17 protein-coding genes are annotated in these 12913 nt (G+C 66.8%); 10 read left to right on the forward strand and 7 right to left on the reverse strand.

The features are described 5' to 3' along the window. The 4 genes from VFW45_17965 to gcvPB form a co-directional block, all read left to right on the forward strand. On the forward strand, positions 1-634 hold a 634-nt coding region (locus tag VFW45_17965), incomplete at its 5' end, for a glycine cleavage T C-terminal barrel domain-containing protein (GenBank protein ID HEU5182678.1). Further along, positions 631-1032: a glycine cleavage system protein GcvH gene (gene gcvH / locus VFW45_17970; GenBank protein ID HEU5182679.1), complete on the forward strand. Its 402-nt coding sequence runs from the start codon at positions 631-633 to the stop codon at positions 1030-1032. The genes VFW45_17965 and gcvH, both read left to right, overlap by 4 nt. 3 nt (positions 1033-1035) lie before the next feature. Further along, on the forward strand, positions 1036-2382 hold the full coding sequence (gene gcvPA, locus VFW45_17975) for an aminomethyl-transferring glycine dehydrogenase subunit GcvPA (GenBank protein HEU5182680.1): 1347 nt from the start codon (positions 1036-1038) through the stop codon (positions 2380-2382). Beyond that, the gene (gene gcvPB / locus VFW45_17980; GenBank protein HEU5182681.1) at positions 2379-3848 is read left to right on the forward strand and encodes an aminomethyl-transferring glycine dehydrogenase subunit GcvPB; all 1470 of its coding nucleotides are present in this window, start codon (positions 2379-2381) and stop codon (positions 3846-3848) included. The genes gcvPA and gcvPB overlap by 4 nt, the downstream gene beginning before the upstream one ends. A 10-nt stretch (positions 3849-3858) precedes the next feature. Here the strand turns inward: gcvPB and VFW45_17985 are convergent, their stop codons facing one another. The 3 genes from VFW45_17985 to VFW45_17995 all read right to left on the reverse strand — a co-directional run bounded on the left by VFW45_17985 (position 3859) and on the right by VFW45_17995 (position 5965). Continuing rightward, complete coding sequence (locus VFW45_17985; protein HEU5182682.1) at positions 3859-4962, reverse strand: GDSL-type esterase/lipase family protein; 1104 nt, start codon at positions 4960-4962, stop codon at positions 3859-3861. A 38-nt stretch (positions 4963-5000) separates the two neighbouring features. Beyond that, entirely contained in the window at positions 5001-5276 is a 276-nt protein-coding gene (locus VFW45_17990; protein ID HEU5182683.1) for a hypothetical protein, read from the reverse strand. A 92-nt stretch (positions 5277-5368) separates the two neighbouring features. Further along, the gene (locus tag VFW45_17995) at positions 5369-5965 is read right to left on the reverse strand and encodes a nucleoside triphosphate pyrophosphatase (protein HEU5182684.1); all 597 of its coding nucleotides are present in this window, start codon (positions 5963-5965) and stop codon (positions 5369-5371) included. A 68-nt stretch (positions 5966-6033) separates the two neighbouring features. Between VFW45_17995 and VFW45_18000 the strand changes: the two genes are divergently transcribed. Together VFW45_18000 and VFW45_18005 are read left to right on the forward strand one after the other, a co-directional pair. Continuing rightward, entirely contained in the window at positions 6034-6270 is a 237-nt protein-coding gene (locus tag VFW45_18000; GenBank protein ID HEU5182685.1) for a hypothetical protein, read from the forward strand. Positions 6271-6351: 81 nt separating this feature from the next. Beyond that, positions 6352-7551 carry a multiheme c-type cytochrome gene (locus VFW45_18005; protein HEU5182686.1) on the forward strand — a complete coding sequence of 400 codons (1200 nt, stop codon included), beginning with the start codon at positions 6352-6354 and terminating at the stop codon, positions 7549-7551. On the opposite strand, the gene VFW45_18010 is transcribed toward VFW45_18005, so the two are convergent. Further along, complete coding sequence (locus VFW45_18010; GenBank protein HEU5182687.1) at positions 7499-8380, reverse strand: 3'-5' exonuclease; 882 nt, start codon at positions 8378-8380, stop codon at positions 7499-7501. The genes VFW45_18005 and VFW45_18010 overlap by 53 nt on opposite strands. Before the next feature lie 92 nt (positions 8381-8472). Between VFW45_18010 and ruvX the strand changes: the two genes are divergently transcribed. From ruvX to VFW45_18030, 4 genes are all read left to right on the forward strand, one after another. Beyond that, entirely contained in the window at positions 8473-8916 is a 444-nt protein-coding gene (gene ruvX / locus VFW45_18015) for a Holliday junction resolvase RuvX (protein HEU5182688.1), read from the forward strand. Further along, positions 8913-9971 (forward strand): endolytic transglycosylase MltG, encoded by a 1059-nt coding sequence (mltG, locus tag VFW45_18020; GenBank protein HEU5182689.1) that lies wholly within the window; start codon positions 8913-8915, stop codon positions 9969-9971. Before ruvX ends, mltG begins: the two co-directional genes overlap by 4 nt. Positions 9972-10314: 343 nt before the next feature. Further along, positions 10315-10746 (forward strand): DciA family protein, encoded by a 432-nt coding sequence (locus VFW45_18025; GenBank protein ID HEU5182690.1) that lies wholly within the window; start codon positions 10315-10317, stop codon positions 10744-10746. Continuing rightward, a complete protein-coding gene (locus VFW45_18030) occupies positions 10743-11480 on the forward strand; it encodes a hypothetical protein (protein HEU5182691.1) in 738 nt (245 codons plus the stop codon). The genes VFW45_18025 and VFW45_18030 overlap by 4 nt, the downstream gene beginning before the upstream one ends. Here the strand turns inward: VFW45_18030 and VFW45_18035 are convergent. The 3 genes from VFW45_18035 to VFW45_18045 all read right to left on the reverse strand — a co-directional run. Next, the gene (locus tag VFW45_18035) at positions 11466-12086 is read right to left on the reverse strand and encodes a DUF5668 domain-containing protein (protein HEU5182692.1); all 621 of its coding nucleotides are present in this window, start codon (positions 12084-12086) and stop codon (positions 11466-11468) included. The genes VFW45_18030 and VFW45_18035 overlap by 15 nt on opposite strands. Before the next feature lie 40 nt (positions 12087-12126). After that, on the reverse strand, positions 12127-12717 hold the full coding sequence (locus VFW45_18040; GenBank protein HEU5182693.1) for a zf-HC2 domain-containing protein: 591 nt from the start codon (positions 12715-12717) through the stop codon (positions 12127-12129). Continuing rightward, on the reverse strand, positions 12714-12913 hold a 200-nt coding region (locus VFW45_18045), incomplete at its 5' end, for a sigma factor-like helix-turn-helix DNA-binding protein (GenBank protein ID HEU5182694.1). The genes VFW45_18040 and VFW45_18045, both read right to left, overlap by 4 nt.

A 12913-nucleotide genomic window follows, 5' to 3' on the forward strand; every position in this document is an offset into this window, starting at 1 on the left:
CGCCATTCTGGCGCGCGTCGCCGGGCCCGAGGTCGCGGAGATCGGCGGCTTCCATTTCGTGGAAGGCAAGGTGCTCGGCGCGGAGGCCATTCTCTCCCGCACCGGCTACACGGGGGAGGACGGCTTCGAGATCTACCTCGAGCCCTCGGGAGCAGAGCCTCTCTACCGCGCGCTGCTCCAGGCGGGCGAAGGCGATGGCTTGATCCCCTGCGGGCTGGGAGCGCGCGACACCCTGCGGCTGGAGGCGCGCATGCCGCTGTACGGGAACGACATCGACGACACCACCACGCCGCTGGAGGCAGGTTTGGGCTTCATGGTCCACCTGGATAAGGGAGAATTCCTCGGATCGGAAGTCCTGCGCCGCCAGAAAGAGGAGGGGGTGGCGCGGCGGCTGGCGGGATTCGAGCTGACCGGCCGCGGCATCCCGCGCCACGGCTATCCGCTGCGGGTGGACGGGAACGAGGTGGGCCAGGTGACCAGCGGCACCTTTTCCCCTTTTCTCAAGAAGAGCATCGGCTTGGGTTACTTCCCGGCGGAAGCGGCGCGCATCGGCCGGGATATCGAGGTGGTCATCCGGGGCCAGGGCGTATCGGGGAAGATCGTCAAGACCCCCTTCTACAAGAGGCCGTCATGACCGAGGAAAAACAGCCCTATCCCGCGGCACTGCGGTACACGCGGGAGCACGAGTGGTTGAGCCTTCAGGGAGAAGTGGGTACGGTGGGCATCACCCATTACGCCCAGTCGGAGCTGGGGGACGTGGTCTTCGTCGACCTGCCGGAGAAGGGGAAGAGCCTCAAGGGAGGCGAGGAGCTGGGGACGATCGAATCGGTGAAAGCCGTCTCGGAGATCTACGCCCCGGTGTCGGGGGAAGTCCTGGAGGTCAACGACTCGCTGCGCGATCATCCGGAGCGGGTCAACGCCGATCCCTACGGGGAGGGCTGGCTGCTCAAGGTGAAGCTGAGCGATGCCGCCGAAGCCAAGACGCTGCTCTCCGCCGACGCCTACCGCAGCTTCGTGGAAGAGGGCCATTAGATCGTGCGCTACATTCCCACCAGCCCATCCGAGCGCCGCGCCCTGCTGGCGAGCCTCGGACTGGAGCGGGTCGAGACGCTGTTCGATTCGATCCCCGAGAAATTTCGCCTGCGCGCGCCCTTGCGCCTGCCCCCCGCGATGGCCGAGGCCGATCTCGTCGCCCATCTGAGGAAGATGGCGGAGCAGAACCTCGATCCCCACACCGCCTCGATCTTCCTGGGGGCCGGGGCCTACCGCCACTTCGCCCCCGCGGTGGTGGATCACATCCTGTCGCGCGCCGAGTTCTACTCCAGCTATACCCCCTACCAGCCGGAGTTCAGCCAGGGAACGCTGCAGACCATCTTCGAGTTCCAGACGATGATCTGCCAGCTGGCGGGTCTCGATGCGGCGAACGCCTCGCTGTACGACGGCGCCTCGGCCCTGGCCGAAGGCGTCCTGCTGGCGCACCGCGCCAAACGGCGCAACCGCGTCACGATCGCGGGACATGTCCATCCGGAATACCTGGCGGTGACCCGCACCCTGACGTCGACCCTCGGCGTGCGGCTGGAGAGCGTCCCCGCCGGTGCCGACGGCGCCGTGGACCGGGATCGACTGCAGCGCAGCCTGGGGCCCGACACCGCGGCGGTGGTCGTCCAGCAGCCCAGCTTCCTGGGACGCATCGAGGAGATCGGACCGATCGCCGAGGCGGCGCATGCCGCCGGAGCCCTGTGCATCGTGGCGGTGACCGAAGCCGTCAGCATGGGGCTGCTGAAAGCTCCGGGTGATCTGGGAGCGGATGTCGTGCTGGGCGAGGCCCAGTCCTTCGGTGTGCCGCTTTCCTTCGGCGGTCCCTACCTGGGCTTCATGGCGGTGCGCTCCGAATGGGTGCGCGAGCTGCCGGGACGCCTGGTGGGCCAGGCGAAGGATGCGAGCGGGCGGCTGGGTTACGTGCTGACCCTGGCCACGCGCGAGCAGCACATCCGGCGCGAGCGCGCCACGTCCAACATCTGCACCAATGAAGGGCTGATGATGCTGGCGGCCACCGTCTTTATGGCGACGCTGGGAAAGCAGGGGATGCGCGAGCTGGCGCTGCAGAACCGTGCGCGCGCCGAATATGCCCGGAACCTGCTGGGGCAGATCCCCGGATGTCGCGTGCCGCATGCCGGTCCGGTGTTCAACGAGTTCGTCCTCGAGCTGCCAGGCGCGGCAGCCCCGGTGCACCGCCGGCTCCTGGACCAGGGCGTCGTGGCCGGATTGCCGCTGGAGAGATACTTCCCCGAGCGCGGGCGCGAGCTGCTGATCTGCGTCACCGAAGTGCACGGCAAGGCGGCGATCGAGCAGCTGGCCGCTTCCCTGAAGGAGGTCCTGTGAGCAGCCCGCGGATCCCTGCGAAGCGCCGCGAAGGGCTGCTGTTCGAGAAGAGTGTCTCGGGAAAGCGGGGGGCGGATGTCGCCCGCTGGGACGGGCCCGACGCGCCGCCTCTCGACGCGCGGCTGACGCGCGCGGAGATTCCCGGCTTTCCGGAGCTCTCGGAGCGCGAGATCGCGCGTCATTTCACCCGCCTTTCGAAGCTCAACTACGCGAACGACGACGGGCTGTATCCTCTCGGCTCGTGCACCATGAAGTACAACCCGAAGGTCAACGAGAAGGTGGCGCGCCTGGAGGGTTTCGCCGAAGCGCACCCCTTGCTCCCGGAGGAAGCCTCGCAAGGCTGCCTGCAGGTCATGGCGGATCTCGAGAAGTACCTGTGCGAGATCACCGGCATGAGCGCTTTCACTCTGCAGCCTGCGGCGGGGGCCCAGGGGGAGTTCACCGGCATCCGGATGGTGCGCGCCTATCACGAGCAGCGCGGCGATCCACGCCAGGTCGTCCTGATCCCCGACTCGGCGCACGGGACCAACCCCGCCTCGGCGCACCTGTGCGGTTATCGCGTCGAGGAGATCGCCTCCGACGAGCGCGGCTGCGTCAGCCTCAAGGAGCTGAAGGAGCGCCTGCGCGAGGATGTCGCGGTTCTGATGCTGACCAACCCCAACACCCTGGGGGTCTTCGAGCGGGAGATCGGCGAGATCTGCGATGCCGTCCACGCCGTCGGCGCTCTGGTCTACCTGGACGGTGCGAATCTCAACGCCTTCGTGGGGGTCGCGCGCCCCGGGGACATGGGCGTCGACGTCATGCACTCGAACCTGCACAAGACCTTCTCCACGCCCCATGGCGGCGGCGGTCCCGGAAGCGGCCCGGTCGGCGTGAAGGAGATTCTCTCTCCCTACCTCCCCGTGCCGCGCGTCGTGCGCGCCGAGGCGGGGTGGCGGTTCAGCTCCGAGTTCCCCTCGAGCATCGGCAAGGTGCACGGCTTTATCGGGAACTTCGGCATGCACGTGCGGGCGGCCGCCTACATTCTGGCCAACGGCGCCGCGGGCCTGAAGGAAATCGCCGAGACGGCGGTGCTCAACGCCAACTACCTGCGCCGGAAGCTGGAAGGCACCTATCATCTTCCGTATTCATCTCCCTCCCTGCACGAGGTGATCCTCTCCGACAAGAACCTGGAGCGCTTCGGGGTCAGGACGCTGGACGTGGCGAAGCGGCTGATGGACTACGGCTTCCATCCTCCGACCATCTACTTCCCTCTGATCGTGAAGGGCGCCCTGATGATCGAGCCGACGGAGAGCGAGAGCATCGAGGAGCTGGATGCCTTCGTCGACGCCATGCTGGCCATCGCCCGGGAGGCCGAGGAGGACCCGGAGCTGCTGCACGCGGCGCCCCACTCCACCCCCGTCGGCAGACTCGATGAGGCCTCCGCGGCACGCCGTCCTGTGCTGCGGTGGAGAGGCGGGGAATAGCTCTCAATCTCTAGCGGTGATCGACCTCCCCCTCCGCGATCAGAATGTCCCGAATTCCCGCGGCCGCCAGCGCATGCACGCGCGCCGGCCAGTGGCCTCGCGCCGCGCGGCGATCCGCGGGATCGATGGCGGCCGAGATTCCCGGCCGCAGGGAATGGAAGCGCAATCCCGCGCGGGCGCAGACCGAGCTCAGAAATCGCTCCCCGCGATTGAGCGCGGGACTCCGATCCAGCAGATCGTCTGCCACCGGCAGATAGACGAAGAGGGGAACCGCTTTCGCCCCACGAACGGAATGGACGATTTCCTCCAGAATGGCCCGGCTGATGGTCTGGGCCTCCCGCCGGTTGGCCCCGTTTCTCCACCGTCTTGCCTGCAGAGTCATTTCGATTAGATCCAGCGCGCGGGGATAGAGGAGCTCCGTGGAAAGCAGATCCTCGGGACGGGCCACCGGCACGTTCTCGAGCCGCAGGGAACGATCACTCAGCAGAAGGTAGCGCGGCTTCGCGTAGTCCCTGAAGGAGAGCAGGTTCCGGTAGATGTCCTCGTCCACGTAGCCCAGCACGACCACGTCGGGACGGTATTTGACCACCTCGGTCCGCAGATAGAGAAGCATCTGGTCCAGCCCGTACCCGTGAACTCCGAAGTTGATGACCTCGTGCTCGGCAAGGAGCTGATCGAGCACGAAAGGATAAGCTTCCCGATCCGACACCCCTTCCCCGAAGGTGAACGAGTCTCCCAGGACGGCGATTCGCCGGCCTCGTGCCGGATGCTCGTAGGGGATCTCGACTTCGCTGCGCACGCCGCGCGAGCTGGTGCTCAGGGACTTGCCTTCCGGCATCGTGAAACTGCGCAGGCCGCCCTGCAGCGCCCAACCGCGCTCGGGATCGTAGACATCGAAGGTATAAGGCGCGGGAAGGGAGGATCGACGACGCTTCGCCCATTCGAGGCGCCAGGCCGGCGAGCTCTGGCGCGCCACCCGGCGGAAGATCGGCGGGTAGGACACGATCGCGCGGGCGCCGGCCTCGAAGCCGGCAAGCAGGAGCAGAATCAGCAGGAGGATGAACGACGCCTGGCGTCTTCCACTGAACGACGCCTGGCGTCTTGCGCGCGGCATGACGGCTGTCCCCCGGGCCGAAACTCAGGCGGAACGCTTCACTTGAACTGGATTCCTTCGGGCAGGTTGAGAATCTCCATCCCTTCGGCCACCTTCACCCTGCAGGCCAGCGCCTTCTTCTCCAGCGGACCGGAGCGGTAGGCGAAGATGCAGTTGTGGCAGTCGCCGTTCCAGCAGAAGCGGCTGTAGGAGATCTCGCAGGAGAGGTGCTGCAGGATGCGCAGCAGAGTGTTGTTCTCGGGAACGAGAAACTCCTGGCCGCCGATCCGGACCCGGATGATCTTCTCATAATCATCGAGCAGGGTGGTTTCCATGCAGTCCTCCCGGGGAATGTAGGCTCCGCGATCGGCCGGGGGCAAGAGAGGGAGTAGGACGGAAGGGTGATGGGCGTCGGGGATTTGACGCGTCAGGCTTCCGGAAACCAAAGTCCCAGCTGGCCCAGGAGGCGGGGGAAGAGGTCCACGGGAAGCCCGATGACGTTGGTGGCGCTGCCTTCTATGCGATCCACGAAAAGGGAGGCGGCCCCCTGCAGGGCGTAGGCACCCGCCTTGTCGCGATATTCCTCGGTGTCGAGATAGCGCTCCACCGCGGCGGCAGGGAGGAAGTGGAAGGTCACCCGGGTCTCGGAGACCCCCATGGCCCATTGACCCTCCGGCCTGAGGAGCAGGGCCAGCCCCGACAGGACGAGATGGGACCGCCCCGCCAGGGAAAGGAGCATCTCCCTCCCTTCGGAGCGGCTATGGGGCTTGCCGAGAATCCGGGTGCCGGAGACCACCACCGTGTCGCAGCCGACGATCAGGCAGCGGTCCGGAGCGAATCGGGCGCCGGCCTGGGCTTTTTCCACCGCCAGGCGCTGCACCAGCACTTCGGGCCGCTCTTCATGCTGGATCTCCTCGCTCACCCCGGGAGGGTGCTGCTGGAACTTCACGCCGAGCCGGCGCAGCAGATCCGCCCGCCTGGAGGAGGCGGAGGAGAGGAACAGGGGACGGTCCAGGGGCAGCATTCGTTGAGCCGATCTCCGCAGCGAAAGCGTTGAACTCCACGAGGTCCGAAACTATAATAAGCCCTCACATGACGATCCTGAACAAGCTGTTCCGCCATCGCAGGAATCGCGCGGCTTTCGGCGCCGGCTGGCTGGTGTTGATCGCCAGTGTTCTGGCGTTCGCCTTCCTGCTGCTCGACTCCGCCTCGGGCTCCGAAATCGCGCCGATAGACGCGCGGGGCGCCGCTGTCGTGGGCGGCCCGCCTCCCGCCCTCGCCCTGATGTTCACGGGTGAAGTGATGGGATGGACGGAGCCCTGCGGCTGACCCCACAACCCCTCCGGGGGGCTCGCCCGTCGGGCGGGCTACGCCAAGGAATTCGCCAAGAGCTTTCCCGATTCTCCGGAGTTGTGGCTCGACTCGGGGAATTTCGCCGGCGACACTTCCGAAGCGGGTAAGCGCAACACCCAGACGCTGCTCGACGCCATGGGACGTCTGCATTATTCCGTCGCCAACCTGGGTGAGCGGGAGCTGCTGTTCGGCATGCCCCAGATCCAGGAGTGGGCGCGCGCCGCGGCGGTGCCTTTGGTGAGCACGAACCTGGTCTATCAGGACAGCGGCAAGCCTGCCTTCACCCCGACGCTGGTGAAGACGGTGACGGCGGGCAAGAAGAAAGTGCGCGTCGGGATCCTGGGGCTGGCGCGGATGAACGCCGGGCTGTCGGCGGCAACGCCCGACGGAAGGCGCATCGTCACGCTCGATCCGGTTGCCGCCGCGCGCTCGGTGGTTCCCGATCTCAAGAAGAAATCCGACCTCGTCGTGGCCCTCGTCACCCTGGAGCCGGACCAGACCAAGGATCTGGCGCGGCAAGTGCGGGGAATCGATCTGTACCTGGGCGCTTTCGGGCCGGTCATGACCCAGGAGAGCATCCCCGTGCCGGCGGAGGAGGCCAAGAGCGCCCTGCCGGCGCGGCTGGCCTACGTCGGCAACCAGGGAAAGAAGCTGGGGGAGGTTCGGGTCTTCTTCGGGGAGGAAGGCAAGCTGGCGCGGACCGACGCCTCGCTGGTGAACCTGGGGAAGGCGGTACCCGACGATCCCGGCATTATGGACCTGGTGGAGAAGAACCGGATCGCCATCAACGAGATTCACAAGAAGGAGGCCCCGCTGGTGGATGCCGCCGCCATGCGCAGCAACTACTCGGGAACTTCCTACGTGAAGTCGACGGCCTGCAAGGAATGCCACGCCGAGGAATACCGCATCTGGCAGGAGACCACTCACGCACACGCGTTCAAAATCCTGGAGGAGAAGAACCAGGACTACAATCCCGAGTGCGTCGGCTGCCACACCACCGGGTTCCGCCGCCCCACCGGCTACGTGAACGCCAAGTCGACTCCCGATCTGATGAACGTGCAGTGCGAAGCCTGCCACGGGCCGGGCAACGAGCTTCCCGAGAAGATGGGAGAGGGCTACGGGGTGGTGGGGAACGATTTCTGCGTGACCTGCCACACGACGGAGAACAGTCCCGACTTCGATCCCGTCGCCTACCGTCTCAAGATCAAGCACTGGCAGGAGAAGAGCTCGACTCCTGCGGCGGCAGCGGCGCGTTAAAGGTTGCCTCCGCGGCGGGCTTCCCCGCCAGGTATCCCTCCAGCTCCTCCAGCGTCCGGACCCCGAGATCGCGCAGCTCTCCCACGTACTTGACGAGGATTGACGCCGTGGCACGCGCGTCGCCCAGGGCCCGGTGACGCCCGTCGATGGCGATGCCGTAGTAGGCGGCGACCGTGTCGAGGCGGCGGTCGGGCAGATGGGCCAGCAGCTTGCGGCCGATGCGCACGGTGCACAGGCGCCGGTTCGCCAGGACGAAGCCGCGGTAGCGGGCGAGCTCGCGGTTGACGAACCCCCAGTCGAACGGCAGGTTGTGCGCCACCATGACCGAATCGCCCACGAAGGAGGCGAACTCGTCGGCAATCTCCTCGAAGCGGCGGGCCCCGGCCACCATGTCGTCCCGGATGCCGGTCATGGAGCTCACGAAAGCCGGGATCGGGATGCCGGGATCGACCAGCGCCGAGAACTCCCGCGCCGGTCGCATTCCTTCCACCCGCACCGCTCCCACCTCGATGACGCGATCCAGGGCGGAGCCGCCGGTGGTCTCCAGGTCCACCACGGTGTAATCGAGCTGCTCCAGATAGGCGGATGGGATCGGCGCCGACGGGGTCAGCCGGACGAATCCTTCTTCGAGGATCTCGAACCGCCGGTCGTGCGACAAGGCCGAGTCGAGGATCGAAGTCGCCAGCGAAGCGGGGACATGCGCCGCATTGAGGAGCAGCCGGCAGGCTTCTTCCGAGGAGACGCGCCCTTTTTCGAGGAGCAGGGCCTCGAGGGAGGCCAGCAGCGAGGAGACGCTTTCGCGGGAATTCCTGAACGGGAGCTCGGTCATGCTGCGCGCATCTTCGACCGCCGCAATCGCCTTGTCAAGGGGCTCGTGAAATCGAAGATAATGAGCCGGGCGAAGCAGTCCGTGGGAGAGTGATGATGGGTTCCGTGGAGCGCTGCCTCGGGATGGACCTGGGGACGAAGCGTATCGGACTGGCCCTGAGCGATCCGCTCGGATGGACGGCGGCGCCGATCCCGGCGCTGACGCGGATCGGCTGGAAGAAGGATCTCGCGGCCCTCAGGCGCCTGGTCGAGACCCACGCGATCCTGCGGATCGTGGTCGGGCTGCCGCTGCGCATGGACGGGGAGGCGGGGGAGCAGGCGAAGCAGGCGCAGGAGTTCGCGGCGCGGCTGCAATCGGCGCTGGGGTTGCCCGTGGAGACCTGGGACGAGCGTCTCACCACCGTGCAGGCCGAGCGCACCCTGATCGAATCGGAGGTGCGCCGGGAGCAGCGCCGCCAGGTCATCGACTCCCTGGCCGCGAGCATCATCCTGCAGGGATATCTGGACTACCGCAACACCGCGGGAGCTTCCGAGTGAGCCCGGCGCGCGGCAGCCGTCCAAAAGCGACGCGGCGCTCGCGGCAGGGCTCGCCGGTGCGCACCGTGTTGACGCTGCTGGGCATCGTGCTGTGGGTTCCCGTCGTGATGGGACTGGTGCTCTACTACCTGTGGGCCGAAGTGCCGTATCGCGGCTACGACGGCGACAAGATCCTGGTCGAGGTCCCGCACCGCTCCGCCCAGGACATCCTGAGCCTGCTTCAGGAAAAGGGAGTGCTGCGCAGCGGCTCCTTCGGGCGCCTCTATCTCATCCTCACGCGGCGGGGCGGCAAGCTGCGAGCCGGGGAGTACCTCTTCGAAGGGCCGCTCACGGCCCGCCAGGTCCTCGACAAGATCGCTCGGGGCGACGTCTATTACCATCGTGTCACGATTCCGGAGGGGCTTCGCAGCGGCCAGATCTTCGCCCTGTTCATCGAGGAGGGGTTCGGGACCCAGGAGGAGTTCCGCAACGAGTTCCTGCAGACCTCGCGGATCCAGGACCTCGATCCCGAGGCGACCGATCTCGAAGGGTATCTCTATCCCGACACCTACGCGCTGGTGCGCGGGACGAGCGCGCGCGAGATCGTCGACCAGATGGTCCTGAGCCACCGGCTCCGCTGGGAGGAATCGTGGAAGGAGGCGGCGCGCACCTCCGGATTGAGCATCCGGCAGCTGGTGACCCTCGCCTCCCTGATCGAGAAGGAGACCGCCCGGCCCGAGGAGCGGGGACTGGTCGCCTCGGTGTTCCACAACCGGCTGCGGGAGGGAATGAAGCTGCAGTGCGATCCCACCATCATCTTTGCGCTGGTGATGCGCGATCGCTACAAGGGAAAGATCACGCGCAGCGACCTGCGCCTCGACTCGCGCTACAACACCTACGCCTATGCCGGGCTGCCGCCGGGCCCGATCGCCAATCCGGGCAAGGATTCCCTCAAGGCGGCGGTCTTCCCGGACTCGACCGGGTACCTCTATTTCGTCTCGATGAACAATGGACAGCATGTCTTCTCGGCCACGCTGGCCGAGCACAATCAGGCGGTGGAGCGCTATCAGCGATGAAACGGGTCGGGGGGCGTGTCGGCTTCCAGCGGGATGCCGTGGTAGTTCAGGGCGCGGCGTCGGTGCTGGTCGGTGAGGTGCTCGTCGATCTGGCCGTTGGGCAGCAGCTCGCCCCGCTGCAGGGCCGCGAAATGGAAGCGGCAGAACCCTTCGCGGAAGGGAGGATCGGGACAGCGATGCGTCCCTCCGAGGCTGGACAGAAAGCGGCAGCGTGGCGCGGAGGCGGATGTCTCGGTAATGGCAGCTCTCCTTGGAAAGCCGGCGTATCATGCGGCGAAGGCGCCTTTCCCGTCAAGGCACTCATGCTCAGGGCAAGAGATCTTCAGGTTAGGGGGGCGCATCGGTGAGGCGGCTGGTCGAGGTCCGGGAGATCGCCGCCGACCCGGCGGCCGTCGCCCTCCTGAAGGCCTGGTGGGACGCGGCCGGTCCCACGCTGGCGCGAGCCGCGCGTCCCGCCGGCGTGTCCGGAGGAGTGCTCGAGCTGGTGGTGGGAGATCACCGCTGGCAGCGTCAGGTCGAAGAGGTGCGTGAGGTCCTGCTGGACAGGCTCCGCCACCGGAAGGGAATCGAAAAGATAGGCGGCATCCGGGTGGTCATCGATCCGCATGAAGCCGTGCACCGCGGCGACGATCGGCCGGAGGCCGTGCCGGCGACCGCGGCGCCCGAGGAGATCCTGCGCGCCGCGCAATTGATCGACGACGCCTCCCTGAAGGAGCGCCTGTGCGGTGCAATCGGCAGGCACCTGCAGCGCCGCGCCGCCGGAAAGCTGACATGACCGTTCTGCCGGCTTCACGGCTCACCCTCTTTGGTTTCCTTCTCGCCCTGCCCGCCCTCTACTATGCCCTGCGCTTCAGCTCCGGCTTCCTGCGCATGCTGTCGCGCAAATTCCGCAAGGGGCGCGCCTACCTTCAAGGATCGGCGACCGACTATGCGCTCTTCGCCGTCGGCTCCTGGGTCGCCGCCGGGTGCGGCATCCTGCTGCTGGCCGCGTCCACACTGCAGGGAGGACTGCAGCCCTACGAGGGGACCCGGGAGATCGGGAGCATCCGTGCCGAGGCGAAAGAGCCGGGTCGCATGCGCCTCACGCTGGATCTCGGGGAGACGCACCCGGGGCATGGAAAATCGGAGGTGGATCTCGTCGGCGCCCGCTGGGCGCTGGAAGGGGAGTTCCTCGACTGGCGGGCCGTACCCCGCTGGCTCGGCTTCGAGAGCGGGCACCGGGTCGAATCGGTCCTGGCGACCAGCCAAAGCTCGGGATTGCCCGAGCGCGATGCGGAAAGCCGCGCTCCCGTCGCCGGGGCGTATGCTCCCTGGTACCTGGCATTCAGGCATCCGGGCTGGGTCCCGCTGACCCGCACCGCCATGCGCCGCACCCCCTGGATGAGCGCCGATGGGGGCCTGTTCAAGATCTTCGTGACCGACCAGGGATACGTGCTGGTCGAGAAAGAAGGAGATCGGCGAACGGGGAATAACGCCGCGACTCCGCCCGAGGCCTCAGGAAATCGCTGACTGGGAATTCTCGCGGCGCGCGCGCAGGAGCATCTGGATTCCCAGAACGATGATCAGGACGGGCCAGAACCTCTCGAAGAGATATCCGAAATCGAGGAGATCCCACTGATCGAGCAGAAACAGCGTGCCGACGACGATTAAGATGACGCCCCACACCGGCGAATCCTTCTCGCGGGCCGGGGCGGGCTCGACGACTTCCTCCGGGACTCCGGCACGATTCAGCCGCCGCGCTTCCTGAACGGTGTACACCATCTGCGCAATCCAGGCGATGGGGATGAGAAAGCCGGCGTCGCCGTGGGTGTGATCGGCCAGTTGGCACATTCCCACGAACAGCATTGCAACCGTCAGGGCCTTGAAGTATTGCTGCAGGTAGAAGAGCCCGAGCCCCGGAACCACGGCGAGCCAGCCTGCCTTGCGGGGAGAGTATCGGTGCAATGGAAGGGGAGCCATGGCAGGAACCTGGACCGGCTGCTCGACCCGCTTCTCCAGGCACTCGCGGCAATAGGGCGACCCCTTGATCTCCACGGCGCAGGAGGCGCACAGCGCTCTGCCGCACAAACGGCAATCCGACAGGGCGTCCACTTCGGGATGGAAGGTGCACTTCATTCGAGTCGTCTCCTGAGGTTCGGGCCCTCTCCGGTGTGGATCAGGCGGATGCCGGGGCGTCGGTCACCTGCCGGCTGTTCGATTCCCCGCCCTCGCGCTTCGGCTCGGGCGCATTCTCGGGCTTCTTGCCCCATCGCTCGCGCACCCAGTCCACGGTTCCTTCCAGCCGACCGGGGATCTGCTTGCCGACCGCCGCGGCCGTCTCTTTGAGATCGGAGCTCTTCACGTAGAGGCGAACGGCATTGCTGTAGGTGCGATGCGTCGCCATGTTGAGCTCGCGCACCACGCGCTTTCCTTCGGAGGTCCCCATGACCAGGACGAGGACGAGCGAGCAGAGGGCGCCCGCCGCGGCGGGGTTCAGGCGAAGCCGCGGCAGACCCAGCCAGCCGGCGACCACCGACCAGAGCGGCGGCCGGCGCGTGGTGCGCGCCAGCACCCGCTCGGTAAATCCGGACGGCACCTCGAGCCGCGGAAAAGCATGCAGATCAGCGAGCGCCGAGGTGTAGGCGTCGGTGAGCGCCGCGCAGGACGGACACGAGGCGAGATGCCTGCCGAAAGCGGACATGGCTCCGACCGGCAGCATTCCTTCGGCGTAATCTCCCAGCAGCTCCTGGAACTTCTCGTGGGTCATGCGCCGCTCTCCTCTTCGGCGTCGGCGGCCTGCGGTCCTGCTGCGCGCCCTTCCATCAGCAGCTGCGCCAGCTCCAGCCGACCGCGATGAATCCTCGACTTGACCGTTCCGACCGCCACCTTGAGGGTCTCCGCAATCTCGGAGTACGACAATCCTTGAAGATCCCTGAGTATCACCGAAGTCCTCAGCTCCTCGG

Source organism: Candidatus Polarisedimenticolia bacterium, from assembly GCA_035764505.1.
Taxonomy (GTDB): Bacteria; Acidobacteriota; Polarisedimenticolia; order Gp22-AA2; family AA152; genus AA152.